The 23,872-nt window shown below is 62.5% G+C and carries 21 protein-coding genes; 14 read left to right on the forward strand and 7 right to left on the reverse strand.

Annotated features, from left to right (window positions below):
• Positions 1-58 precede the first annotated feature (58 nt).
• Together mmsA and mmsB are read left to right on the forward strand one after the other, a co-directional pair.
• Positions 59-1,591: a multiple monosaccharide ABC transporter ATP-binding protein gene (gene mmsA / locus ACX3OW_RS11640; RefSeq protein ID WP_459095928.1), complete on the forward strand. Its 1,533-nt coding sequence runs from the start codon at positions 59-61 to the stop codon at positions 1,589-1,591.
• Positions 1,588-2,868, forward strand: a complete 1,281-nt coding sequence (gene mmsB / locus ACX3OW_RS11645; protein ID WP_459095929.1) for a multiple monosaccharide ABC transporter permease — start codon at positions 1,588-1,590, stop codon at positions 2,866-2,868. The genes mmsA and mmsB overlap by 4 nt, the downstream gene beginning before the upstream one ends.
• A 250-nt stretch (positions 2,869-3,118) precedes the next feature.
• On the opposite strand, the gene sseA is transcribed toward mmsB, so the two are convergent.
• From sseA to ACX3OW_RS11670, 5 genes are all read right to left on the reverse strand, one after another.
• On the reverse strand, positions 3,119-3,952 hold the full coding sequence (gene sseA / locus ACX3OW_RS11650; RefSeq protein ID WP_459095930.1) for a 3-mercaptopyruvate sulfurtransferase: 834 nt from the start codon (positions 3,950-3,952) through the stop codon (positions 3,119-3,121).
• A gap of 2 nt (positions 3,953-3,954) precedes the next feature.
• Positions 3,955-5,019: an ABC transporter ATP-binding protein gene (locus tag ACX3OW_RS11655; protein WP_459095931.1), complete on the reverse strand. Its 1,065-nt coding sequence runs from the start codon at positions 5,017-5,019 to the stop codon at positions 3,955-3,957.
• A 3-nt stretch (positions 5,020-5,022) separates the two neighbouring features.
• Positions 5,023-5,814, reverse strand: a complete 792-nt coding sequence (locus ACX3OW_RS11660) for an ABC transporter permease (RefSeq protein WP_459095932.1) — start codon at positions 5,812-5,814, stop codon at positions 5,023-5,025.
• Entirely contained in the window at positions 5,811-6,680 is an 870-nt protein-coding gene (locus ACX3OW_RS11665) for an ABC transporter permease (protein WP_459095933.1), read from the reverse strand. Before ACX3OW_RS11665 ends, ACX3OW_RS11660 begins: the two co-directional genes overlap by 4 nt.
• 218 nt (positions 6,681-6,898) lie before the next feature.
• Positions 6,899-7,972 carry an ABC transporter substrate-binding protein gene (locus ACX3OW_RS11670; RefSeq protein WP_459096104.1) on the reverse strand — a complete coding sequence of 358 codons (1,074 nt, stop codon included), beginning with the start codon at positions 7,970-7,972 and terminating at the stop codon, positions 6,899-6,901.
• Positions 7,973-8,517: 545 nt separating this feature from the next.
• Between ACX3OW_RS11670 and ACX3OW_RS11675 the strand changes: the two genes are divergently transcribed.
• The 4 genes from ACX3OW_RS11675 to ACX3OW_RS11690 all read left to right on the forward strand — a co-directional run bounded on the left by ACX3OW_RS11675 (position 8,518) and on the right by ACX3OW_RS11690 (position 13,575).
• Positions 8,518-9,780 (forward strand): imelysin family protein, encoded by a 1,263-nt coding sequence (locus tag ACX3OW_RS11675; protein ID WP_459095934.1) that lies wholly within the window; start codon positions 8,518-8,520, stop codon positions 9,778-9,780.
• 165 nt (positions 9,781-9,945) lie between these two features.
• Positions 9,946-11,412 carry a di-heme oxidoreductase family protein gene (locus ACX3OW_RS11680; RefSeq protein WP_459095935.1) on the forward strand — a complete coding sequence of 489 codons (1,467 nt, stop codon included), beginning with the start codon at positions 9,946-9,948 and terminating at the stop codon, positions 11,410-11,412.
• Complete coding sequence (locus ACX3OW_RS11685) at positions 11,412-12,482, forward strand: imelysin family protein (protein ID WP_459095936.1); 1,071 nt, start codon at positions 11,412-11,414, stop codon at positions 12,480-12,482. Before ACX3OW_RS11680 ends, ACX3OW_RS11685 begins: the two co-directional genes overlap by 1 nt.
• 1 nt (position 12,483) lies before the next feature.
• Positions 12,484-13,575 (forward strand): DUF1513 domain-containing protein, encoded by a 1,092-nt coding sequence (locus ACX3OW_RS11690; RefSeq protein WP_459095937.1) that lies wholly within the window; start codon positions 12,484-12,486, stop codon positions 13,573-13,575.
• An 80-nt stretch (positions 13,576-13,655) separates the two neighbouring features.
• Here ACX3OW_RS11690 and ACX3OW_RS11695 read toward each other — a convergent pair whose 3' ends face one another.
• Positions 13,656-14,672, reverse strand: a complete 1,017-nt coding sequence (locus tag ACX3OW_RS11695) for a LacI family DNA-binding transcriptional regulator (protein ID WP_459095938.1) — start codon at positions 14,670-14,672, stop codon at positions 13,656-13,658.
• Positions 14,673-15,168: 496 nt separating this feature from the next.
• Between ACX3OW_RS11695 and ACX3OW_RS11700 the strand changes: the two genes are divergently transcribed.
• The 8 genes from ACX3OW_RS11700 (at position 15,169) to ACX3OW_RS11735 (ending at position 22,124) form a co-directional block, all read left to right on the forward strand.
• Positions 15,169-16,437: an ABC transporter substrate-binding protein gene (locus tag ACX3OW_RS11700; RefSeq protein WP_459095939.1), complete on the forward strand. Its 1,269-nt coding sequence runs from the start codon at positions 15,169-15,171 to the stop codon at positions 16,435-16,437.
• A 90-nt stretch (positions 16,438-16,527) separates the two neighbouring features.
• Entirely contained in the window at positions 16,528-17,508 is a 981-nt protein-coding gene (locus ACX3OW_RS11705; protein WP_459095940.1) for a carbohydrate ABC transporter permease, read from the forward strand.
• On the forward strand, positions 17,508-18,353 hold the full coding sequence (locus tag ACX3OW_RS11710) for a carbohydrate ABC transporter permease (RefSeq protein ID WP_459095941.1): 846 nt from the start codon (positions 17,508-17,510) through the stop codon (positions 18,351-18,353). The genes ACX3OW_RS11705 and ACX3OW_RS11710 overlap by 1 nt, the downstream gene beginning before the upstream one ends.
• Positions 18,354-18,364: 11 nt before the next feature.
• The gene (locus tag ACX3OW_RS11715) at positions 18,365-19,372 is read left to right on the forward strand and encodes an ABC transporter ATP-binding protein (RefSeq protein ID WP_459095942.1); all 1,008 of its coding nucleotides are present in this window, start codon (positions 18,365-18,367) and stop codon (positions 19,370-19,372) included.
• 111 nt (positions 19,373-19,483) lie between these two features.
• Positions 19,484-20,266 (forward strand): ThuA domain-containing protein, encoded by a 783-nt coding sequence (locus tag ACX3OW_RS11720; RefSeq protein ID WP_459095943.1) that lies wholly within the window; start codon positions 19,484-19,486, stop codon positions 20,264-20,266.
• Between the two features lie 82 nt (positions 20,267-20,348).
• Positions 20,349-21,392, forward strand: a complete 1,044-nt coding sequence (locus ACX3OW_RS11725; protein ID WP_459095944.1) for a Gfo/Idh/MocA family protein — start codon at positions 20,349-20,351, stop codon at positions 21,390-21,392.
• Between the two features lie 133 nt (positions 21,393-21,525).
• A complete protein-coding gene (locus tag ACX3OW_RS11730; protein WP_459095945.1) occupies positions 21,526-21,777 on the forward strand; it encodes a GlsB/YeaQ/YmgE family stress response membrane protein in 252 nt (83 codons plus the stop codon).
• Between the two features lie 95 nt (positions 21,778-21,872).
• Complete coding sequence (locus ACX3OW_RS11735) at positions 21,873-22,124, forward strand: GlsB/YeaQ/YmgE family stress response membrane protein (RefSeq protein WP_459095946.1); 252 nt, start codon at positions 21,873-21,875, stop codon at positions 22,122-22,124.
• A gap of 72 nt (positions 22,125-22,196) precedes the next feature.
• Here ACX3OW_RS11735 and ACX3OW_RS11740 read toward each other — a convergent pair whose 3' ends face one another.
• Entirely contained in the window at positions 22,197-23,804 is a 1,608-nt protein-coding gene (locus tag ACX3OW_RS11740; protein ID WP_459095947.1) for a bifunctional metallophosphatase/5'-nucleotidase, read from the reverse strand.
• Between the last annotated feature and the right edge of the window lie 68 nt (positions 23,805-23,872).

Below are 23,872 nucleotides of genomic sequence, written 5' to 3' on the forward strand. Positions count from 1 at the left end.
CTGTCACCGGGACGAGGCGCTATGATGCGACGCCCGCGTGGATACGAGAAGGCGACGAATGAGCAACACCATTCTGGAGATGCGCAGCATCACCAAGACCTTCCCCGGCGTGAAGGCGCTGTCGGATGTCAATCTCAGCATCAGGGAAGCCGAAATCCACGCCATCGTGGGTGAAAACGGCGCGGGAAAATCCACCCTGATGAAGGTGCTGAGCGGGGTTTATCCCTCCGGCACCTATGACGGCCAGATCATCTACAAGGGTGAGGAACAGCAGTTCAAATCCATCCGCGATAGCGAGCACAAGGGCATCGTCATCATCCATCAGGAGCTGGCGCTGGTGCCGTTGCTGTCGATTGCCGAGAATATCTTTCTCGGCAATGAGCAGGCCAAGGGCGGCGTGATCGACTGGGATGAAACCCGTGACGGCGCGCGCAAGCTGCTGGGTATGGTGGGTCTGAGCGAAGACCCCGATACGCTGGTGACCAATATCGGCGTCGGCAAGCAGCAATTGGTGGAAATCGCCAAGGCGCTCAGCAAGGAGGTCAAGCTCCTCATTCTCGACGAGCCAACCGCCAGCCTCTCCGAGAAGGACAGCGCGGCGCTGCTCGAACTGCTGGTGGAGTTCCGCAAGCAGGGCATCACTTCCATTCTGATCAGCCACAAGCTGAACGAAGTCTCCAAGGTCGCCGACCGCATCACCGTGATCCGCGACGGGCGCAGCATCGAGACCCTCGACAAGCAGGATATCAGCGAAGACCGCATCATCACCCTGATGGTGGGGCGTTCGCTTGACGATCGCTACCCGGCCCGCACGCCGCAGATCGGCGAAGTGGTGTTCGAGGTTAAAAACTGGAGCGTCTATCACCAGTTGCACCGCGACCGGCAGGTGATCCGCAATATCGACGTCAATATCCGCAAGGGCGAAGTCGTCGGCATTGCCGGGCTGATGGGCTCGGGCCGCACCGAATTTGCCATGAGCGTGTTCGGCAAATCCTATGGCCAGCGCATTTCCGGCGAGGTCTATCTGCACGGCAAAAAGATCGACACCTCGACGGTGGAACGGGCCGTGGCCCACGGCCTGGCCTATGCCACCGAGGACCGCAAGACCTACGGCCTCAACCTGATCGACCATATCAAGCACAACACCACCATCGCCAATCTGCGCGGCATCTCCAATGTGGGTGTCATCGACGACCTGCATGAGATGGACGTCGCCAATGAGTATCGCCAGAAGACCAATATCCGCTCCTCGAGCGTCTATCAGGTCACCGGCAATCTCAGCGGCGGCAATCAGCAGAAAGTGGTGCTCAGCAAGTGGCTGTTCGCCAATCCGGATGTGCTGATCCTCGACGAGCCGACACGCGGCATCGATGTCGGTGCCAAATATGAAATCTACACCATCATCAATAATCTGGCGGCGCAGGGCAAAGCCATCCTGGTGATCTCTTCGGAGATGCCGGAACTGCTCGGCATCACCGACCGCCTCTATGTAATGAACGAAGGCCGCATCGTGGGCGAAATGCCGACCAGCGAAGCCAGCCAGGAAAAAATCATGCGCTCCATCGTGCGCGCCGAAGGGAAGGCATCATGACCACCGAAACCGCCCAGCCGGGCATTGTTGCGACCGGCGAACAGGTCACATCCCAGGAACTTACCGTCTGGGGCGCCCTCAAGACCAATATGCGCGATTACGGCCTGCTGCTGGCCCTGATCCTGATCATGCTGTTCTTCCAGTATTTCACCGCCGGCGTGCTGTTCAAGCCGGTCAACCTGACCAACATCATCCTGCAGAACAGCTATATCATCGTGATGGCGCTGGGCATGCTGCTGGTCATCGTCGCCGGCCATATCGACCTGTCGGTCGGCTCGGTCAGTGGCTTTGTCGGCGCCTTGGCGGCGATGCTGATGGTGGGCTGGAAATTCCCGCCCGAGTTGGCCTTTCTCGCCAATCCGATTGTCGCCGGCGCCATCTGTCTCGTGGTCGGCGCGGCCATCGGCGCGGCGCAGGGCTATCTGATCGCCTATCATCGCATCCCGTCCTTCATCGTGACGCTGGCCGGCATGCTGATCTTCAAGGGCCTGTCGCTGGCCATTCTGGCCGGCAAGTCGGTCGGTCCGTTCCCCGCCGAATTCCAGCTGCTGTCGGCCGGTTTCATCCCCGACCTGATCGGGCCGACCACGCTGGTCGCCGCCAGCGAAGGCGTACAGCCGCTGGTGCTGCACACCACGACGCTGGTCATCGCTTTGGTCGGCATCGTCACCATGGTGCTGATGGCCATTCGCGGCCGGGCCCGCCGCAAGGCGCGCGGCTATGAGAGCGAGCCCTTCGGCCTGTTCGTCGCCAAGAATCTGGTGATCTCGGCGCTGGTGCTGTTCTTCTGCTACATGCTCGCTTCCTATCGCGGCCTGCCCAACGTTCTGGTGGTGATGGCGGTGCTGATCGCGCTGTTCGTCTTCGTCACCAAGCGCATGACCTTTGGTCGCCGCATCTACGCCCTGGGCGGCAATCTCAAGGCCGCCGCTCTGTCGGGCATCAAGACCGAGCGGATGACCTTTTATGTCTTCGCCATCATGGGCGCACTGGCCGCCTTGGCCGGCATGATCTATGCCGCCCGCCTCAATTCGGCGACGCCGAAAGCCGGGCAGGGGCTCGAACTCGACGTCATCGCCGCGGTGTTCATCGGCGGCGCCTCGGCGCTGGGCGGTGTCGGCGCGGTGGCCGGCGCAGTGATCGGCGCCTTCATCATGGGCGTGATGAATAACGGCATGTCGATCATGGGCGTCAACATCGATTGGCAGCAGATGATCAAGGGCGTGGTGCTACTCGCCGCCGTGTTCTTCGACCTCTACAACAAAAACCGCGCCTGAGTTTCGGGCCGGAAATGCAAAAGCCGCCGGGGGAAACCTCGGCAGCTTTTTTGTATCCCGAATTTCATCAAAAAATGCGGTGTCATACCGGCCTTGAGCGTTTCATGTGCCACGGAAGCAGCCATCATCGCCCCCTCCCCCTTGAGGGGAGGGCTGGGGAGGGGGTGGCTTTGTGGGCTACTGAACGACCCCCACCCCCGGCCCCTCCCCTCAAGGGGGAGGGGAGCGCAAGAGCCGTAAGCTCAGCCCCCTAAACCTCAACCTCAGCATCATCCCGCGCGCCCCATTCGGCCCACGACCCATCATACAGCGCCACATCCCTCGCCCCCGCCAATTGCAGCGCCAGCGCCAGCGTCGACGCGGTAATGCCCGAGCCACACGAGGTGATGATCGGCCGGTCCAGTTCCAGGCCCCGGTCGGTAAACAATTGCGCCAGTTCAGCCGGCGGCTTCATCTGGCCATTCTCGGTCAGCAAATTCACCGGCACGTTGCGGCTATTGGGAATATGGCCGCCGCGCAGGCCGGCGCGCGGCTCGGCGACTTCGCCGTGAAAGCGCGGGGCCGGGCGGGCGTCGGCAATCTGGGCGGCCTGATCGATGCTGCGGTCGCGCACCGTCTCGAATGCCGCGACGCGGTTGGCGTCAAAGCTGGTGTGAAAAACCTGCGGCGGCTGGGTGACGAGGCCGGTTTCGGTGGCGCGGCGCTCGGCGCGCCATTGCGGGCCACCGCCAGCCAGAATGCGCACGTCGGCTGCGCCCATGGCCTTGAACGTCCACCATACGCGCGGTGCCGAGAATAGCCCCAGCTCGTCATAGATGACGATGGTCATGGTGTCGGCAATGCCGAGCGCGCCGACCATGTGGGCAAAGTCAGCCGGCGCCGGCAGCATATGCGGCAGGTCGGTGCTGGTATCGGCGACGCCATCAATGTCGAAGAACACCGCGCCGGGAATATGCCCGGCAAGATATTCGGCCTGGGCGTTGCGGGCGGCATTGGGCATATGCCAGCTGCCATCAAGCACGATCACATCTGGATCGTGGAGATGGGCGGCAAGCCATTCAGTGGTGACGAAAGGGTTTTCCATGGCTAGTCGTTTAGCATCAACAGGTCCTTGCTGGCGAGGCTGATGGTGACCGTTTCGCCCCGCATCGGCGGCGCCGTGCGCTGGTCGTTGAAGGTGTCGAGGCTGATGATATTGCGGCCCAGAGCCACGCGCAGGCGGATGACCGAGCCGAGAAAAGTCACATCGGCGATACTGCCGCTAAGGGTGATGTCATGGTCGTCGCGCGCGCCCAGGGTGACCACTTCGGGCCGCAAGGTCAGCACCGTGCCGGCATTGGCGGTCGCGCCGGCGGGCAAATGCTGCACGGTGACGGTCTGGCCGTCGATCGACACGGTCTTGGCCAAGGGATCGAGCACTGTCACCGCGATATTGTTGAGCTGCCCGACAAAGCCGGCGACGAAGCTGGTGGCGGGGCGGTTGTAGATTTCATGCGGTGCGCCGAGCTGTTCGATATGGCCTTCATTCATCACCACCACGCGGTCCGAGATCGACAGCGCCTCTTCCTGATCATGGGTGACGAACAAAGTGGTGATGCCCAGCTCGAGCTGGATGGCGCGGATTTCCTCGCGCAGCGAGACGCGGATTTTGGCGTCGAGTGCCGAGAGCGGTTCATCGAGCAGCAGCATGCGCGGGCGCGGGGCGATGGCGCGGGCCAGCGCCACACGCTGCTGCTGGCCGCCGCTCAGCTCATAGGGAAAGCGCTTTTCATAGCCGGGCAGGCCGATCAGCTTGAGCATTTCATCGACGCGGGCGCGACGCTCCTCGGTGGGCATGCCGGCGATTTTGAGGCCAAAGCCGATATTGTCGCCGACATTGAGGTTGGGAAACAGCGCATAGGCCTGAAACACCATGCCGAGCTGGCGCTGGTTGGGCTTGAGATGGGTGATGTCCTGCCCTTCGACCTGGATGGTGCCGGCGGTGACGCTTTCAAAGCCGGCGATCATGCGCAGGATGGTGGTCTTGCCGCAGCCCGAGGGGCCGAGCAGGGAGATGAACTCGCCCTTGTTGAAGGCAAAGCTGACACCTTTGACCACGGTGGTCTGGCCGAAGGCCTTGCTGAGGTTCTGGACGTCGAGAAAAGCGGCCATGGGTCAATCCGTCCGGGCAGAAGTGCGGGGGGCGAAGCGGCCGAGCACGTTGATCATGCCCATGGCACCCCAGGTGATAATGAAGGAAATAATGGCCAGTGCCGCCGGCTCATAGGCACGGTTGGTGCCGATGCCGACGAGATAGGGGCCAAAGGCCGGGCGGTTGAGCAGGCTGGCAATGGTGAATTCGCCGATGACGATGGCGAAGGTCAGGAACGCCCCGGAGAGAATCGCCACCACAATATTGGGCAGGATGATCTGCCAGATGATTTGGATTTGATTGGCCCCCATGATCTGCGCCGCTTCGGTCAGCGTGCCGATATCGATGGTGCGCATGCCGGTATCGACGGCGCGATACATATAGGGCAGCGCCAGCGTCACATAGGCCCCGGTCAGCAGGATATCGGTGCCGATGGCGCTGCCGGTAAAGGGGATGATCGAGCTGGAATTGTAGAGGCGGATATAGCCATAGACCAGGATCAGCGCCGGGATCACCAGCGGCAGCAGGGTGACGAATTCCACGAAAGGCCGCAGCCACGGCATGCGCAGCCGCACGTAATAGACGGCGGGGACGATGACCAAAACGCCGACCACGATGGTCACCAGCCCGATCACCACCGAATAGCCAAAAGTGGCGTGAAAGCGCGGATCGGCGAACACCGAGGCATAGGCGTCAAAGCTGTATTCGCCGCGACGCATGCGCAGCGAAAACTCGAAGGTGGCGATCAGCGGGATGATGAAATAGGCGGCGCCAAGCCCGAACACCAGCCAGGACCAGAAGCGGTTGGACTTCATTTCATCCACCTCTCGGCGCGGTTGGCGATCACCAGATAGATGACATTGGCCACCGAGGTGACGACGATCATGCCCAGCGCCAGCGCCGCTCCCAGCCCGGGATTTTGCAGCGCGTCGCCGCGGATCTGATTGTAGAGCAGCACGGTCACGATATTGAGGTTGGAGCCGGTCAACGCCCAGGCGGTGGCGATGGCGCCAAAGGCATTGGCAAACAGCAGGCTCAGCGTGCCGAGAAAACTCGGCCATAGGATCGGCATGCCGATATAGCGCCAGAACTGCCACTGGCTGGCGCCCAGCATCTGCGCCGCCTCGTTCCACTCTTTCTTCAGCCCGTCCACCGCCGGGGCGATGATCAGGATCATCAGCGGAATCTGGAAATAGAGATAGGTCAGCGTCAGCCCCCAGAAGCTGAGCAGGTTGAACCCGGCGCGATAGAGATCAAAGCCGAACACGGTTTTGAACACGATGGTCACCAGCCCCAGCCGGCCCAGCGTGGCGATAAAGGCAAAAGCCAGCGGCACGCCGGCGAAATTGGAGGCGACGCCGGAAAACGTCATCACCGCCGAGCGCAACCCCGATGGCAGCCGCCCGCGAATGATGGCCAAGGTGATGGCGAGGCCAATGATCGAGCCCAGAATGGCCGAGGCCCCGGAAATGCGGATCGAAATCCAATAGGCCGCCACGATCTGATCGGCCCCGAGGCCAATGATATTGTCGAACGTAAAATTGCCCGCCCGGTCGGTAAACGCCGCCCCCACCAGCGACAGCGTCGGCAGAAACAGAAACATCACCGCAAAGACGACAAACGGCGCAATGGCGAGCCAGTCCCAGCGGATGAGGATACGGGTTGATGGTGCAATTGCCATGGCGTTCTCCGGGGCGTTTTCGGGTTAGCTGGATACCACCCACCCCACCGCGCTGTACCTCCCCCTCGAAGGGGGAGGCTAGGAGGGGGCGAGAGCCGCGATATCGCCGCCCCTGCCCCCAATCCCACATCCTTCGTCACCACCGGGCTTGTCCCGGTGGTCCATCCTGGCATCGCCTGGATTGCCCGGACGAGCCGGGCAATGAGGGGCTTTAGCCCTTACTGCACGCTGGCGCCGACGGTGGTGTCCCAGCCGCTGGTGATGGTGGCCTTGTTGGCGTTCTGCTGCTCGATGGTGGGGAACACCGCCTTGGCGTAGTTATCGGCGGCGGGGAGCTTTTCCATCAGCTCAGCCGGGATCACGCCAGCATCGGTCATGGCGTTGAAGCGGATCGGGTGGCAATAGCCGGCCAGCCAGCCGAGCTGGCCTTCGTCGGAATAGAGATATTCCATCCAGAGCTTGGCCGCATTGGGGTGGGGCGCATAGGCCGAGATGGCCTGCACATAGACGCCGGCGACGACGCCGGTCGACGGCACGACGATATCAATCGGCGGGTTGCCGTTGAGGCTGTCGCGGACGGCCAGCAGATTGTAGTCCCAGTTGATGGCGATGGGCGTGGTGCCCTGCGCAATCGGGGCGGCTTCGGCGTCGACCGGCACGAAATTGCCCTTGTCGTTCAGCGCCTTGAAGTAGTCGAGGCCAGCCTGGGCGGCTGTGGCGTCATCGGCGCCGGTCGACAGACCCGCGGCGTAAACCGACAGGATGGCGTTGTTGGCGGTGCGCGGATCGCCGGCCAGAGCAACCGAATTGGCGAACTCGTCCTTCAGCAGATCGGCCCAATCGGCTGGATTGTCGCCGGTGATGACGTCCTTGTTGATGCCGAAGGCCAGCACGCCATAATAGTCGCCATACCAGAAGCCATCGGCATCCTTGGCGTCGGCCGGGATTTCGTCCCAGGTGGAGACCTTATAGGCCTGCAACAGGCCCTCATCCTTGGCCTGCGGGCCGAAGGCGAGACCGACATCGAGCACGTCCGGCGCCTGGGGACCCTTATTGTCCTTATTGGCGCGGATGGCTTCCAGCTCGTCGGCGGAGCCGGCGTCGGGGTTCAGTTCGTTGATGGTGATGCCGGGATATTTGGCCTTGAAGCTGTCGATGACGCCGCCATAGCCGCACCAGGAATGGGGCAGGGCGATCACGGTCAATTCGCCTTCGGCCTTGGCGGCGTCATAGAGCGCCGCCAGATCACTCTGGGCAAAAACCGGGGCAGCAACGGCAAGCACGGCAAGCATCGACACCGAGGCGCCGAGAGTTTTCTTGATGGACATGTTCAGTCTCCCTGTGATGCGTTCGACGGCGCCCGAGACAGGTGTCGCGGCGAACTGGGAGGGCAGTAGAACGGTGGGATGACAGCGCGATGACGCCGGGAAGACGGTGGTCCGCAACGGACCGAACATCCGTCAGCTCAACGGTTTGTGCGCGATCCTCCGCATCGATGCAGCCTCCCCAGTTGCAATGTGACAGTGCCCGTTTGTGACAGTTTCGTCCAGACGGTCAAAATTCGGAGAATTTGCATCACGCGTCACCCCACCCACCGTGTCACCCCGGCCTCGAGCCGGGGCCCATCCCCCGATCATGCCCGGTAGAGCCATCTCAAGATGGGTCCCGGCTCAAGGCCGGGATGACCCCGCGTTTTGAACTGGCACCAAGTGCGAACCAGAAAGCCCCAAGCAACCTCCTCCTCTCTACTTTAGACATCTTCTAAACTATTGAATTCCAATTGCGTTTTTAAGATGACAGGCGTACTCCGCTTTGCAAAACCACTGGAGAGACGCCCATGATCTCGGTTCCGCGCCTGCTGCGCAATTTTGCCTTTGCCCTGACCCTGTCGGTCGCTCCGATTGCCGCCTATGCGCAGGTTCCGGCCGAGGCCGATGTGCTGACCAGCTATGCCGATATCGCGCTGGCCGGTTACGAGGATGCGCTGGCCACGGCAAAGGCGCTGGATGCGGCGATTGATGCGCTGATCGCCACGCCGAGCGAGGCCACGCTGGCCGCCGCCAAAACCGCCTGGATCGCCGCCCGCGTGCCCTATCAGCAGACCGAGGCCTTCCGTTTCGGCAATCCGATTGTCGATGAGTGGGAAGGCCGGGTGAATGCCTGGCCGCTGGATGAAGGGCTGATCGACTATGTCGATGCCAGCTATGGCAGCGAGAGCGACAGCAACGGGCTCTATGTCGCCAATGTCATCGCCAATCCCAAGATCATCATCGACGGCGTCGAACTGGACGCGTCCACCATCACTCCGGCGCTGTTGCAGGACAGTCTGCAGGAAGCCGCCGGCGTCGAATCCAATGTCGCCACCGGCTATCACGCCATCGAATTCCTGCTCTGGGGCCAGGATTTGAACGGCACCGGCCCGGGCGCCGGGGCGCGCGCCTTCACCGATTATTCCACCGCCGAACATGCCGATCGCCGCGCTGCCTATCTCAAGGCGGCCTCGAGCCTGCTGGTCAGCGATCTCGAGGAAATGGTGGGCAATTGGACCGCCGACGGCGCCGCCCGCGCGGCACTGCCCGAGCTGGGCATCTCGGCCATTCTCACCGGCATGGGCTCGCTGTCGTTCGGCGAAGTGGCCGGCGAGCGGATGAAGCTGGGCCTGCTGCTGCATGATCCCGAGGAAGAGCATGACTGCTTCTCCGACAACACCCACGCCTCTCACCTCAACGACGCGATTGGCGTGCGCAATGTCTATCTCGGCCACTATGTCCGCGTTGACGGCAGTATGGTCGAAGGCCCGTCGCTATCGGCAGTGATCGCCGCCAAGGACGCGGCGCTCGACGGCGAGATCAAGGCGCTGCTCGACGACACCATCGCCAAGATGGAGGTCATGGTGGCCCGCGCCGAAGGCGGCGAAGCCTATGATCAGCAGATCGGCGAGGGCAATGCCGAGGGCAACGCCGTGGTGCAGGCGGCGATTGACGGGCTGATCGCCCAGACCCGCGGCATCGAACGCGCCGTGGCGCTGCTGGAGTTGCAGGACGCCGTCACCATCGAAGACAGCGACTCGCTGAGCAACCCGGACGCGGTGTTCGAATAGGCGAAGCTTGGCGCGTGTGGAGGAACACCCCCTCCCTGGCCCTCCCCGCAAGGGGGAGGGTGAAGCCGGTGGGTGTGGCAAAAACGAGCAACGAACTGGATGTCACCCTCCCCCTTGCGGGGAGGGTAGGGTGGGGGTAATCCCCGCCCAAGCTGGAATCCCATCATGAAAACCCCGCTCACCCTAGCCCTGATCGCTCTGCTGGCCTCCGGCCTGGCGTTCGCGCAGGACGGGGCCGTGCGCGGTGATCTCACCCCAGCCGACCTCACCCGCGTCCAAGCCGTCACCGCCCCCACCACCGACTTCTCCGCCCCCGAAAATTTCGAAAGCAAACCCGCCGGCAAGGGCACCACCACCAAGGCCGTCAATGCCGATGCCTTTTCCCACTTCCTCGATAATCTGAGTTTCGAGCAGGAAGAGCAGTTCAAGCTCGGCAACGCGTTGTTCCGCAAAATCTGGGTTAGCTCGCCCAGTTCCACCCAGGCATCCGACGGGCTGGGGCCGCTGTTCAACGCGCGCGGCTGCCAGAGCTGCCACCTCAAGGACGGGCGCGGCCATCCCCCATTTGAGGGGCAGGCCGAAAATGTCTCGATGTTCCTGCGCCTGTCGGTGGCCGATGGAACGGGCGACCCGACCTATGGCACCCAGTTGGGGGATTTCGCCGTGCCCGGCCTCAAGGCCGAAGGCCGCATGGTGATCGACTACGCCGACCGGCCGGTAACATTAGGCGACGGGACCATCGTGACGCTGCGCGCCCCCAGCTACAGCATTGCCGACCTCAATTACGGCCCGCTGGCCGATGGCGTGATGCTGTCGCCGCGTATCGCCCCGCCGATGATCGGGCTGGGGCTGGTCGAGCAAATTCCGCCCGAGGACATTCTGGCGCTGGCCGACCCGGACGATGCCGATGGCGACGGCATTTCCGGCCGGGCCAATTGGGTCATCGCTCCCGAAACCGGCGAACGGACGCTGGGGCGTTTTGGCTGGAAGGCCGGCGCGGCCAGCGTGCGCAGCCAGTCGGCATCGGCCTTCGCCGGCGATATCGGCATGTCGACCCCGCTGGTGAATACGCCGCATGGCGATTGCACCCAAAACCAGCGCGAATGCCTCGCTATGCCCACCGGCGAACAGGCGCGGCTGGGCGTCTCGGAAGCGCCCGATCCGGTGCTCGATCTGGTGACCTTCTATTCCCAGACCCTGGGCGTGCCCGAGCGGCGCGACGTGGCCGACGCAAAAGTTCTGGCCGGCAAGGCGGCGTTTTATGGCGCCGGCTGCGCCAGCTGTCACACGCCCAAATTCGTCACCAGCCGCGATGCCGAAAATCCGGCTTTGCGCTTCCAGCTGATCTGGCCCTATGCCGATTTTCTGCTGCACGACATGGGCGAAGGGCTGGCCGATCACCGCCCGGAAGCCGAGGCCGATGGCTATGAATGGCGCACGCCGCCGCTCTGGGGCATCGGGCTCACTAAGACGGTATCGGGCCACAATTTTTTCCTGCATGATGGCCGCGCCCGCGATCTCGTCGAAGCCATTCTGTGGCATGGCGGCGAGGCGCAGGCAGCGCGCGATGCCTTCGCGCAAATGTCTCAGGCCACGCGCGACGATCTCGTCGCCTTCCTGGAATCGCTGTGATGCGTCTTGTCCTTGCCTTGATTTTTGCCTGCCTGTGCCTCCCCGCTGTGGCGCAGGACGCAGCAGTGCCCGACCCGGTCATGCAGGGCGCCATTGATGGCGTCATTCGGCCCAATGTCATCGGCTTCGCCCGCGAGGCCAGCGGGCTGGTCCGTTCGCTGGACCTGCTCTGTGCCGCGCCATCGGCCGAGGCGCTGAGCATCGCCACCGGCCAGTTTCGCGAGACGGCTTTGGCCTATGGCCGGATCGAACTGTTCCGACTGGGGCCGCTGCTCGAGGAAAACCGGGCCGAGCGGCTGCTGTTCTGGCCCGACCGGCGCGGCATTGCCTTGAAGCAGGTGCAGGCCCTGTTGGCCGAGCCGGACGAAACGGCGACCGACCCCGCCAGCCTGCGCCAGAAAAGCGTGGCGTTGCAGGGGTTGGGGGCGCTGGAATATCTGCTGTTTGGCACCGACGCGGCGACGCTGGAGGATAGCGACGGGGCCTATCGCTGCCGGTTTGGCCTGGCCATTGCCGAAAATGTCGCTCAGTTGGGGCGCGAATTGGCCACGGCCTGGTATCGGCCCGATGGCGTGGCCCGCCATCTGCTGCGGCCCAGCGCCGACAATGTGGATTACCGCACTCCCGCCGAGGCGACCGAGGAACTGGTCGGCCTGCTGTCGCATGAGCTCGAAGCGGTGCGCGATACGCGCATCAACCCCTTCATCGCCCGCGATGGCGTTGCGGCCAAGCCGAAACAGGCGCTGTTCTGGCGCTCCGGGCTGACCGTGCCGATGCTGCGCGCCAATCTGCGCTCGCTGCACGACCTGTTCACGGTGTCGGGCGTGGCTCTGGCGGTGGACCCGCAAGGGCAGGGGCTGGCCAACAGCATCGAGTTTGAATTCCGCAATGCCAGCCGCGCCATCAGCCTGATCACCCTGCCGGTCGAGCAGGCGGTGGCCGATCCGAAACAGGCGCAGGCACTGGCCTATCTGGTGATCGTCACCAGTTCGCTGCAAAGCATGATCGGCGAGCAATTGTCGGCGGCTTTGGGGCTCAGCGTCGGCTTCTCTTCGCTGGATGGCGACTGAGATGTGGCAGCGCCGGGCATTCCTCAAGGCAGCCGGCGCGGGATTTGCCGCCAGCCTGTTGCCGCGGCAGGCGCTGGCGCTGGAACGGAGCGAATTGGTGTTCGCCAGCGCGGTGCAGACCGCCACGGGCGGCTATGGCGCGGTGTTGCTCGGCGAGCAGGGCAGTGTGATCAGCACCATCGCACTGCCCGACCGGGGCCATGACATCACCATCAGCCGGGAAGCCGGGCGCGGTGTGGTATTCGCCCGGCAGCCGGGCACTTTTGCTTTGGTGTTCGATCCGGCGGGCAGGGAAGCGCCGGTGACGCTGACCAGCATCGAGGGCCGACACTTTTTCGGCCATGGCGTGTTTTCGCCCGATGGAACACTGCTCTACGCCACCGAGAGCGATTTCGAGGCGGCGCAGGGCGTGATCGGCATTTATGACGCCACCGACACTTACCGCCGCATCGGCGAATTCCCCACCTATGGCACCGGACCGCATGAAATGCTGCTGCTGCCGGACGGCGTCACCTTCGTCGTCGCCAATGGCGGCATCGAGACCCATCCCGATTATGGCCGCGCCGAGCTGAATATCGAATCCATGGACCCGTCCGTGGTGTTCATCGACCGGCGTGACGGAAAACTGGTCGGTCAGTTGCGCCTCGACGCCGGGTTGCACCAACTCTCCATCCGCCACATGGCCATCGATGCGCGCAGTCGCGTCTGGTTCGGCTGCCAATACAAAGGCGCGCCGGCCGACCGTCCGCAACTGATCGGCTATGCCACGCTGGATGGCGAAATTGAACTGATCGAACTGCCGCCCGGCACCCTATCCGACCTGCGCAACTATGTCGGCTCGGTCGCCGTCTCGGCCGATGGCGCGACCGTGGCGGTGTCCTCGCCGGAGGGGGATCTGCTGGTCGCCATCGACGCCGAGGGCCGGCGACCGATTTTGGTTGAGACGCTGCGCAATGGCTGCGGCCTCGCCGCCGACACCGCCGGCTTCGTCGCCACCAGTGGCGACGGCACGATGATCGGCCTCGCCGGCGCGGCGCGGGAAAAGCAGAAATTCGGCTTTCAGTTCGACAATCATCTGTTGCGGGTCGGCTGAGCCAAGAAAAGCAGCAGAAAACCACCAGCATGCTGCAAGAAAACCACCAGAAAACCACCCGCTTTCTTGCGGCATGCTGCCTAGCTTGGGGCGGGTCCCGAGCTTTCGCGCAGCACCAGTTCGACCGGCCATAATTCGTGGATATCTGCGGCGGGCTTGCCGGCGAGCAGTTGCAGGATCAGCTCGGCAATGCGGGTGCCGGCCTGGCGGATCGAGGAGCGGGTGGTCGACATTGACGGGTACATATTGTCGGCGTTGAGGTAGGAAAACACGTCGTCATGGGCGATCATCGACACGTCCTTGCCCAGCACCAAGCCGGCCTGGCGGATGGCGCGGAACACGCCCAAGGCCGTCATCATCGAGCCGGCGAGGAAGGCGGTGGGGCGGGGGCGCAGCTCCAACATGGCCTGGGCCAGGCGGAATGCCACTTCGTCGGTAAAGGCCGAGTTGCCCATCAACGCCGGGTCAAACGGCACGCCACGCGCCGACAATGCCGCGAGATAACCGATTTCGCGGTGGTCGGCAAAGGTGCGGCCCTTGACGCCGTTGAGCAGGGCAATGCGGCGATGGCCCAGGTCAAGCAGATGGCCGGTCGCCCGTTCGACGGCGCCGGTATTGTCGATATCGAGCCAGGCCACCGGCTTGCCGATACTGGTGCGGCCATGCAGCACGAAGGGGATTTTCAGGTCCATCAGCAGCTCGGCCCGCTCGTCGCGCAAAGTGGGCGAATGCAGCACCATGGCGTCGACCTTCTGGCTGGCGGCAATCCGGCGATAGGCCGCCATCTCTTCCTGATAGGAGCCCACCGTCGTCACCAGAATATCGACTTCCTCGGCGGCCATGCGGCCCCCCATGCCGGCGAGAAATTCGCTCATATGCGGCCCCAGCTCATCAGCGCCGCGCAGCACCAGACCCACCGCACCGGAGCGGCCGGTGGCCAGGCGCAGGGCGCTGGCATTGGGGCGATAGCCCAGCCGCTCCGCCGTTTCGGCCACGCGCAGGCGGGTCGCCTCATTGACTTCGGGATAGCCATTGAGCGCGCGACTGACAGTGGTTTGCGACAGGCCGAGATGGTTGGCCAGATCTTTCAGTCTCATGGCTGCAAACTGGCCCCAAGCGTGGCATGATCAACGCAAATGGGGGGCGTGCAAGACTCGCCTAACCCGGTCACGCCAAGCCCATAGGGCACACAGGACGCCTTGAACAGCGGTTCCTGCCTCCTCCTTCGTCGATCATTCAAAGCGATTTCAAATTTTCTTGCAAGAGCGGAATTTGAGGGGGTTTTCTTGAGGTGCGTACCTCAAGAAAAATGGCGCCAATGTTTACGAAGTCCAGATATGGCGGTTTATAAGCCTCTGTAATCGCACATGAATTTATAGATGTGGCGAGGTTTCGTTAAAATTGCGGATACGAGGCGCTTGACAGAAATTCTGCACTCTGGTTCTTTTTCATTCAAAGCGCTTTGGAAAGGCAAGCGGAACAGCCGCTGAGCCAGGTGCTTTTGGGAGGAGAAACCTGTTCGAGGCCGGCGCATTCGCGCAGGGCCGAACTGGCGTGTCTCCCTGATCGTTGGTTCATTCGGGAGGATATCTAATGAAAATCAACAAGTTGCTCATCGGCCTGCTGACGAGCGTGACGCTGATTGCTGGTTCGGTCCAGGCAGCGGAACTGTCGATCGTGTCGGGCGACACGGGCAATGGTCTGGAATTTCTGCGCGGCCAGCTCGACAAGTTCGAGGCTGACACCGGTCACAAGGTGACCGTGGTGCCGATGCCATCCTCGACCTCGGACCAGTTCGGCCAGTACAAGCTGTGGCTCGCCGCCGGCAACACCGATATCGACGTGTACCAGACCGACGTGATCTGGGCGCCGCAGCTCGCCGACCAGTTCCTCGACCTGACCGATGCGGCCAAGGACGTGGTGGGTCAGCACTTCCCCTCGATCATCGAGTCGCAGACCGTGGACGGAAAACTCGTCGCACTGCCGGCCTTTACCGACGCTCCGGCGCTGTTCTACCGCAAGGATCTGCTGGAGAAGTACAGCAAGCCAGTGCCGACCACCTGGGCGGAAATGACCGCCACGGCGCAGGAAATCATGGATGGCGAACGCGCTGACGGTAACCCCGAAATGTGGGGCTTCGTGTTCCAGGGCAACGCCTATGAAGGCCTGACCTGCGACGCGCTGGAATGGGTCAAATCCTATGGCGGCGGGCAGATCGTCGAAGCCGATGGCTCGATCTCGATCAACAACCCGCAGGCCGCTGCTGCCATCGAAATGGCTGCCAGCTGGATCGGCACTATCTCGCCGGAAGGCAACCTCGCCTATATGGAAGAAGAAAGCCGCGGCGTGTGGCAGCTGGGCAATTCGGTGTTCCACCGCAACTGGCCCTATGCCTATTCGCTCGGCAATGGCGCGGATTCCCCGATTGCCGGCAAGTTCGACGTCGCGCCGCTGCCCGCCGGTGAAGGCCCGGAAGCCCGCTCGGCCGCAACGCTTGGTGGCTGGAACGTCGCTGTGTCCAAGTACTCGCCTGATCCGGAAGCCGCCATCGCTCTGGCGCTCTATCTGAGCTCGGCCGATGTGCAGAAGAACCGCGCGATCATGCAGTCCAACCTGCCGACGATCGAAGCGCTGTATGACGACGCCGATGTCGCCGCAGCCCAGCCGATCATCCCGGCCTGGAAGCCGATCTTCCAGAACGCCGTGCCGCGTCCGTCCGCACCGACCAAGGTGAAGTACAACGAGGTCTCCTCGCTGTTCTGGAGCGCGGTCCACTCCACGCTGTCGGGCAATGGTACGGCCGCCGAGAACCTTGAAGGCCTCGAAGCCGACCTGACCGAACTCAAGGGCGACGCCTGGTAAGTCCTCCCCAGCGAAGCCAAGCAAGGCGGACGGCAGATTTTCCTGCCGCCCGCCTTGCGCCCAACAGACTGAACCCAGGAGGAGGACCTGATGACGACCGATATTCTGGCCCGGCCGGCGGCGATAACCGGCCCCAAGATCAAATCGGAACTGATGCTGCAGCGGGCTCGCGCCGCGCGCTGGTTCCTGATCCCGATGTTGCTGGCCCTGGCCGTGGTGGCCGGATGGCCGTTGCTGCGGTCGATCTATTTCTCCTTCACCGATGCCTCGCTGAGCAATCTGGACGCCGCGGAGTGGTATGGCTTGGGCAATTATCTGCGCTGGCAGACGCTGGAGAGCGGCACGGTCCGCTATCGCGGCCTGCTCGCCGATCCGGCCTGGTGGAATGCCGTCTGGAACACGCTGCGCTTTGCCTTCGTGTCAGTGTCCTTCGAGGCCGTGCTGGGCATGATCGTGGCGCTGGTGCTCAATGCCGAATTCCGGGGGCGCGGCCTCGTGCGCGCCGCCATTCTTATTCCCTGGGCCATTCCCACCGTGGTGTCGGCCAAGATGTGGGCCTGGATGCTGAACGACCAGTTCGGCATTCTCAACGATCTGGGCATGCGGCTGGGCCTGCTGAGCCAGAAAGTGGCCTGGACCGCGCAGGCCGATACGGCGATGACCGCTGTGCTGGTGGTCGATATCTGGAAGACCACCCCCTTCATGGCGCTGCTGATCCTGGCCGGCCTGCAGATGATCCCCAAGGACATCTATGAGGCCGCCGAAATCGACGGCGTGCATCCGATCAAGCAGTTCTTCCGCATCACCCTGCCGCTGGCGCGGCCGGCGCTGATGGTGGCGATCATTTTCCGCCTGCTCGATGCACTGCGCATTTTCGACCTGATCTATGTGCTGACGCCCAATAGCGCGGCGACCAAGACCATGAGCGTGCTGGCGCGGGAAAATTTGTTCGACTTCGACAAATTCGCCTATGGCTCGGCCATGTCGACGCTGCTGTTCCTGATCATCGCCCTGCTGACTATCCTTTATATCTGGCTGGGCCAAGTCCGCTTTGATGGGGGAGACCGCTGATGGGCGCGACATTCGATCTCTGGAAACTCACCAAAACGGTGCTGTTCTATGCGCTGGTGGTGGTCATCGTCGTGGTGAGCGTATTCCCGTTCTACTACGCCATCCTGACCAGCTTCAAATCGGGCACCGACCTGTTCCGCATCAATTATTGGCCGACCTCGTTCAGCCTCGATAATTACTACAAGGTGCTGGGCACGGGCAGCTTCCCGCGCAATCTGCTGAACTCGATCTTTGTCGCCTCGGTGACGGTCATCCTGGCCCTGTTCCTGGCAGTCACGGCAGCCTTTGCGCTCAGCCGCGTGCGGTTCCGTGGGCGCGGGCTGCTGCTGATGACCATTCTGGGCGTGTCGATGTTCCCGCAAATGGCGGTGCTGGCCGGGCTGTTCGAGGTGATCCGGTTCCTCGGCATCTACAACACGCCCTGGGCGCTAATTTTCTCCTACACCATCTTCACCCTGCCATTCACCGTGTGGGTGCTGACCACCTTCATGCGTGACCTGCCGGTGGAAATCGAGGAAGCGGCGATTGTCGACGGCGCGACGCCCTGGGTCATCATCACCCGCGTGTTCATGCCGCTGATGTGGCCGGCGCTGGTGACCACTGGCCTGCTGGCGTTTATCGGCGCGTGGAATGAATTCCTGTTCGCGTTGACCTTTACCGCCAATAACGACACCCGCACCGTGCCGGTGGCCATCGCGCTGCTTTCGGGCAGCACGCAATATGAAATTCCGTGGGGCAATATCATGGCGGCTTCGGTGATCGTGACCGTGCCGCTGGTGGTGCTGGTGCTGATCTTCCAGCGCAAGATTGTCAGTGGCCTGACGGCCGGCGGCGTGAAGGGTTAAGGAGCAAAACAATGGCAAGCATCGAGCTTCGCAACATTCGCAAGTCTTTCGGCGCCGTCGAAGTCATCAAGGGGGTGGACCTAGAGGTCCGCAAGGGCGAGTTCATGGTGTTTGTCGGGCCCTCGGGCTGCGGCAAGTCCACCCTGCTGCGGCTGATCTCGGGGCTGGAGGATATCACCTCGGGCGAGATGCTGTTTGACGGCAAGGTGGTTAATGCCCTGGCGCCGTCCAAGCGCGGCATCGCCATGGTGTTCCAGTCCTATGCGCTTTATCCGCATATGACGGTTTACGAAAACATGGCCTTCGGGCTGACTCTGGAAAAGGGTCACGACAAGGAAGAAATCCGCCAGCGCGTGGAAAAGGCCGCCGACATGCTGCAGATCGGCGACTATCTCGGCCGCCTGCCCAAGCAGCTCTCGGGCGGGCAGCGCCAGCGCGTCGCCATCGGCCGCGCCATCACCCGCGATCCAAAGGTGTTCCTGTTCGACGAGCCGCTCTCCAACCTCGACGCCGCCTTGCGCGTGGCCACCCGTATCGAGATCGCCAAGCTGCATGAGAGCATGGACCATGTAACGATGATCTATGTGACCCATGATCAGGTCGAAGCCATGACCCTGGCCGACCGCATCTGCGTGCTGCGCGATGGCTTGGTGGAGCAGGTGGGCACGCCGATGGAGCTCTATGAAAGCCCCAATTCGGTGTTCGTGGCCGGCTTTATCGGCTCGCCCAAGATGAACTTCATCGCCGGCGACAAGGCCAAGCCATTTGGCGCGCATACGGTGGGCATTCGCGGCGAACACCTGACCATCGTGCCGGATAATGGCACCTGGAACGGCACGGTGATCCATACCGAAAATCTGGGCGCCGATTCCTATGTCTATCTGGAGATGGGCACCGAGGAGCCAGTGGTGGTGCGCCTCGAGGGCGTCAACAACTACAAGAGCGGCGATGTGGTGCATATCGCGCCGATGGCCGAAAAGATCCACCGCTTTGACGGGGCCGGCAAGCCGATCCTGTGAGGCGATCACATTTGCGCTGACGGCCTTGTTGCCGTCACCGCGATCAACCAAGCAAACAACCACGAATGGCCGGTGCCTCCCCACCGAGCCAGTCAATGCAGGAGCCTATTCATGCCTATCCGTACCCTGATCTGGGGCGAAAATGTTCACGAGCAGAAGAACAAGATCGTTGCCGATAATTATCCCACCGGCATGCACAACCAGATCGCCTCGCTGCTGGCCAGCGACAGCAATATCGTGACCAAGACCACGACGCTGCAGGAGCCCGAGCACGGCTGCACCGTCGAGGCGCTGGCCAATACCGATGTGCTGATCTGGTGGGGCCACGCCGCGCATGGTGACGTCGCCGACGAGATCGTCGAGCGCATCGCCAAGCGGGTCTGGGAAGGCATGGGCCTGATCGTGCTGCATTCGGGACACTTCTCCAAGATTTTCAAGCGCTTGATGGGTTCGCCCTGCGCGTTGCACTGGCGCGAAGCCGGTGAGCGCGAGCGGCTCTGGGTGACCAATCCGGGCCATCCCATCGCCAAGGGCCTGCCGGCTTATTTCGAGCTGGAAATGGAAGAGATGTATGGCGAGCCCTTCTCGGTGCCCGAGCCGCTGGAAACGGTGTTCGTGAGCTGGTTCCAGGGCGGCGAAGTGTTCCGCTCGGGCCTGACCTATCGCCGTGGCGCCGGCAATATTTTCTACTTCCGCCCCGGCCACGAAACCTATCCGACCTATCACGATGATACGGTCGGGCTGGTGCTGCGCAATGCGGTCAACTGGGCCTATAATTCCAACCAGTTCCCGCAGCTGCTCGATGCGCCCAATACCCCGGTGGATGAGTCTATCGAACCGCTCGTCGAGCGCGGCCCCAAGCTGCATCACGGGCGCGAGGAAGGCTTCCGGTAGCATCGGCCGCCACACCCACAGGGTCACCGAGAGCGTTGTAACAATGCGGGCCGTCAAGGACGCCGCTTAGGGATTAAAGAATATGCGGATCCTCATTCTGGGAACCGGCGGCATGGCCAATCAGCATGCCAAGCATTTTGCCGCCATCGAGGGGGTAACCCTGGCCGGCGGCGTCGACGTCGATCCGGCGCGGGTGGAGGCGTTTTGCGCCACCCATAATATCGAGCGCGGCTTCGGCTCGCTCGATGCGGCTTTGGCCTGGGGCGAGTTCGACGCCATCGCCAACGTAACGCCCGATAGCGTGCACCATCCGACCACCATGGCGGCGCTGCGGGCCGGCAAGCATGTGTTCTGTGAAAAGCCGCTGGCGACCGACCACGCCAAGGCCATGGAAATGACCGAACTGGCCGAGGCCAGCGGGCTGATCAACATGGTCAATCTGACCTATCGCAATGTCAGCCAGCTGCAGAAAATGCGCGAAATCGTTCAGTCGGGCGCCATCGGCAAGGTCAAGCATTTCGAGGCGAGCTATCTGCAGAGCTGGCTGGTCAGCAAGGCCTGGGGCGATTGGCGCACCGAGAGCCAGTGGCTGTGGCGCCTGAGCAAGAAGCACGGCTCCAACGGCGTGCTCGGCGATATCGGCGTGCATATTCTCGACTTTGCCACCTATGGCGCGGGCAGCGATTTCTCGCGTGTGTTCTGCCGGCTGGAAACCTTCGAGAAGGCCGAGAATAACCGGATCGGGGAATATGACCTCGACGCCAATGACAGCTTTGCCATGACGGCGCAGCTGGAAAACGGGGCGCTGGGGGTGATCCACGCCACGCGCTGGGCCACCGGGCATTTCAACGAATTGCGCCTGCGCGTCTATGGCGAACTGGGGTCGGTGGAAGTGCAGCACCGCCATGATTGGTCCAAGCTCGTTACCTGCCTGGGGCCTGATATCGAAACTGGCACCTGGACCGAGGTCGAGGTCGATGCCGTTCCGACCAACTACATGCGCTTCGTCGACGCGGTGCGGGCCGGCCAGAACAGCGAGCCGAGCTTCCGCCATGCCACCAATATCCAGAAGGTGCTGGATCTGGCGACGGTGACCGATCGCGACCGGACCGAACACCGGGTCTGAGGATCGGGAAGAAAACCATGAGGGCTCGCGGCGACGCGGGCCCTTTTTTGTTGGGCGGCCATGTAATCATCCGCCCTTGTAACCGGCGCCGATATCGCCAATTTATCGGACTGTGCAATTCGGGAGCGTTCTTATGGGTATCATCTGGGCTGTCATTGTGGGGTTTGTGGCGGGCGTGATCGCCAAGTGGCTGACCCCCGGCGACAAGAAGCCGGGCGGCTTCATTTTGACCACGGTGCTGGGCATTGTCGGCTCGGTGCTGGCGACGTGGCTGGGGCAGGCCATCGGCTGGTACGGGCCAACTGACGGGGCCAATTTCATCGGCGCCATTGTCGGGGCGATCATCATCCTGCTGGCCTGGAACCAGTTGGTGCGCCGGGCCTGATCAGAGCCAAACGACAGTATTGCCGATTTTTATAGTGCAGACGCAACCAAACCATCCGCCAGGAATTGATCAAGTCCTAACGGATGGAGCGTCGAATGGGTATTATCTGGACTATCATCATTGGTTTCGTAGCCGGGCTGGTTGCCCGCTTTCTGGTTCCCGGTGACCGGGGCCCGAGCGGCTTCATCCTGACGGCAGTGCTGGGTATCGTTGGCGCCGTTCTGGCCAGCTGGCTGGGACAGGCCATTGGCTGGTATCAGGCCGGCGAAGGCGCAGGCTTCATCGGTGCCATTGTCGGCGCGGTGATTATCCTGGTGGTTTGGGGCATGGTCGCCAAGCGCGCCTGATCCACAGCAAGAACCAAATTCAAAGGGCGCCCCGCGGGGCGCCCTTCTTTTTGTCTGGTCAACAACCAAGAATTACTTGATCTCGGTGATGCGGCCATCGGTATAGGCGGTGTAGGTGCCACCCTGCTTGGCGATGTAGTCAGCCACCACTTCTTCCAGCGGCGGGCCGAAGTCGTAGGGCGCGGCGCCTTCAGCAAAGGTGCCATAACCGTCACCGCCGCCACGCACATAGTTGTTGGTGACGATGGTGTAGGTGGCGTCTTCGTCAATCGGCACCCAGCTGTCGCCTTCGCCCTTGACCAGCACGTCGCTGACGCGGCTACCGGCCGGTTCGGCCAGGTTGAAGCTGTATTTCAGGCCCGCGACCTGGGCGAAGCGCCCGGCGCCGTTCTCGACATCGCTGACGCCGTTTTCGAGCGCTTCGATGACATCGGCACCGCTGATCTGCACGGTGGCCAGGGTATTGGAGAAGGGCAGCACGGTCAGCACGTCGCCGACAGTGACTTCGCCGGCATCGATGGAGGCGCGGATGCCGCCGCCATTCTGGAAGGCGATGCTGGCCCCCTGAGACGCCACGCGATCAAGAATGGCGTCGGCGAGCAGATTGCCCATCGAGCATTCCATGGCGCGGCAGATTTCGCGCGAGCCTTCGAGCTTGTCGGTGGCAGTGCCGATGACGGTGCTGGTCATCTCTTCGATTGGCCCGAGCAGCGTCGCCAGTTCGGTCTTGAAGGCCTCGTCGGCCTTGACCGAGGCGTCGATCAGATAGGGTTCGCCTTCGGCCTTGGTGACAACGCCATTGTCATCCCAGGTGATGGCGATATCGCCGAGATATTTGCCATATTGATTGGCCTGGACCACCGGCACTTCTACCCCATCGGGGTTTTTCACCATGGTGGGGTAGGGGCCGGCCGCACCTTCTGCGGTGTTGGACAGCAGGGTGTGGCTGTGGCCACCAACGATCACGTCGACCAGTGGCAGCGCAGCGGCCACCTGCATGTCGATGGTGTAGCCGATATGGCTGAGCAGGATGATCTTGTTGACGCCTGCCGCATCGAGCGCTTCGGAGGCGCCGCGGACATACTGGATGACATCGGTGAATTCGACATTGTCGCCCGGCGCGGCAATGTCGGGGGTGTCTTCGGTGGTGGCGCCGATGATGCCGATCTTTTCGCCGCCGACCTCGACAACGATGGAGCCCTTGATCTTGCCGGCGAGGTTGGGGTCGCGGGTGACGTCGAAATTGCCGCCGATGATGGGGAATTCGGCGGTGTCGATGAACTTCATGAATTCTTCGGGACCGTCGTCGAATTCGTGGTTGCCGGTGGCGACCACGTCAAAGCCCATCTGGTTGAAGAAGTCCGAGACCACCTTGGATTTATAGGTGGTGTAATAGAGCGAGCCCTGGAAATTGTCGCCGGCCGAGAGCAGCAGCGAATTGCCGTCGGCATGCTTGGTGCGGGTATCGTCGATGATGGTCTTGAGGCGGGCAATGCCGCCAAAGCATTCGCCCTTGGCGTCAGTCTCGATATCGCAGTTGGAATCCGAGCTGGTGATGGGATCGAAGCGGGAATGGAAGTCGTTGATGTGCAGGATGTTGAGCGTGAAGTCAGCTTGGGCTGCGGTGGAAAAACCAGCGCAGAGGGTGAGCGCCGTAGCGCCGAGAAGTAGTCTTTTCATCCCTGTATCCTTTGATTGCTTGACGGCAGTCCAGTCCCCGCAGCCGGTGGGTGTCCCCCAATTGGCGT

It is taken from the genome of Devosia sp. A449 (genome assembly GCF_054489375.1).

Excerpts from the sequence above, each read along its gene's own strand:
- mmsA (WP_459095928.1), top strand. The coding sequence starts at position 59 with ATGAGCAACACCATTCTGGAGATGCGCAGCATCACCAAGACCTTCCCC.
- mmsB (WP_459095929.1), top strand. The coding sequence starts at position 1,588 with ATGACCACCGAAACCGCCCAGCCGGGCATTGTTGCGACCGGCGAACAG.
- sseA (WP_459095930.1), bottom strand. The coding sequence starts at position 3,952 with ATGGAAAACCCTTTCGTCACCACTGAATGGCTTGCCGCCCATCTCCAC.
- ACX3OW_RS11655 (WP_459095931.1), bottom strand. The coding sequence starts at position 5,019 with ATGGCCGCTTTTCTCGACGTCCAGAACCTCAGCAAGGCCTTCGGCCAG.
- ACX3OW_RS11660 (WP_459095932.1), bottom strand. The coding sequence starts at position 5,814 with ATGAAGTCCAACCGCTTCTGGTCCTGGCTGGTGTTCGGGCTTGGCGCC.
- ACX3OW_RS11665 (WP_459095933.1), bottom strand. The coding sequence starts at position 6,680 with ATGGCAATTGCACCATCAACCCGTATCCTCATCCGCTGGGACTGGCTC.
- ACX3OW_RS11670 (WP_459096104.1), bottom strand. The coding sequence starts at position 7,972 with ATGCTTGCCGTGCTTGCCGTTGCTGCCCCGGTTTTTGCCCAGAGTGAT.
- ACX3OW_RS11675 (WP_459095934.1), top strand. The coding sequence starts at position 8,518 with ATGATCTCGGTTCCGCGCCTGCTGCGCAATTTTGCCTTTGCCCTGACC.
- ACX3OW_RS11680 (WP_459095935.1), top strand. The coding sequence starts at position 9,946 with ATGAAAACCCCGCTCACCCTAGCCCTGATCGCTCTGCTGGCCTCCGGC.
- ACX3OW_RS11685 (WP_459095936.1), top strand. The coding sequence starts at position 11,412 with ATGCGTCTTGTCCTTGCCTTGATTTTTGCCTGCCTGTGCCTCCCCGCT.
- ACX3OW_RS11690 (WP_459095937.1), top strand. The coding sequence starts at position 12,484 with ATGTGGCAGCGCCGGGCATTCCTCAAGGCAGCCGGCGCGGGATTTGCC.
- ACX3OW_RS11695 (WP_459095938.1), bottom strand. The coding sequence starts at position 14,672 with ATGAGACTGAAAGATCTGGCCAACCATCTCGGCCTGTCGCAAACCACT.
- ACX3OW_RS11700 (WP_459095939.1), top strand. The coding sequence starts at position 15,169 with ATGAAAATCAACAAGTTGCTCATCGGCCTGCTGACGAGCGTGACGCTG.
- ACX3OW_RS11705 (WP_459095940.1), top strand. The coding sequence starts at position 16,528 with ATGACGACCGATATTCTGGCCCGGCCGGCGGCGATAACCGGCCCCAAG.
- ACX3OW_RS11710 (WP_459095941.1), top strand. The coding sequence starts at position 17,508 with ATGGGCGCGACATTCGATCTCTGGAAACTCACCAAAACGGTGCTGTTC.
- ACX3OW_RS11715 (WP_459095942.1), top strand. The coding sequence starts at position 18,365 with ATGGCAAGCATCGAGCTTCGCAACATTCGCAAGTCTTTCGGCGCCGTC.
- ACX3OW_RS11720 (WP_459095943.1), top strand. The coding sequence starts at position 19,484 with ATGCCTATCCGTACCCTGATCTGGGGCGAAAATGTTCACGAGCAGAAG.
- ACX3OW_RS11725 (WP_459095944.1), top strand. The coding sequence starts at position 20,349 with ATGCGGATCCTCATTCTGGGAACCGGCGGCATGGCCAATCAGCATGCC.
- ACX3OW_RS11730 (WP_459095945.1), top strand. The coding sequence starts at position 21,526 with ATGGGTATCATCTGGGCTGTCATTGTGGGGTTTGTGGCGGGCGTGATC.
- ACX3OW_RS11735 (WP_459095946.1), top strand. The coding sequence starts at position 21,873 with ATGGGTATTATCTGGACTATCATCATTGGTTTCGTAGCCGGGCTGGTT.
- ACX3OW_RS11740 (WP_459095947.1), bottom strand. The coding sequence starts at position 23,804 with ATGAAAAGACTACTTCTCGGCGCTACGGCGCTCACCCTCTGCGCTGGT.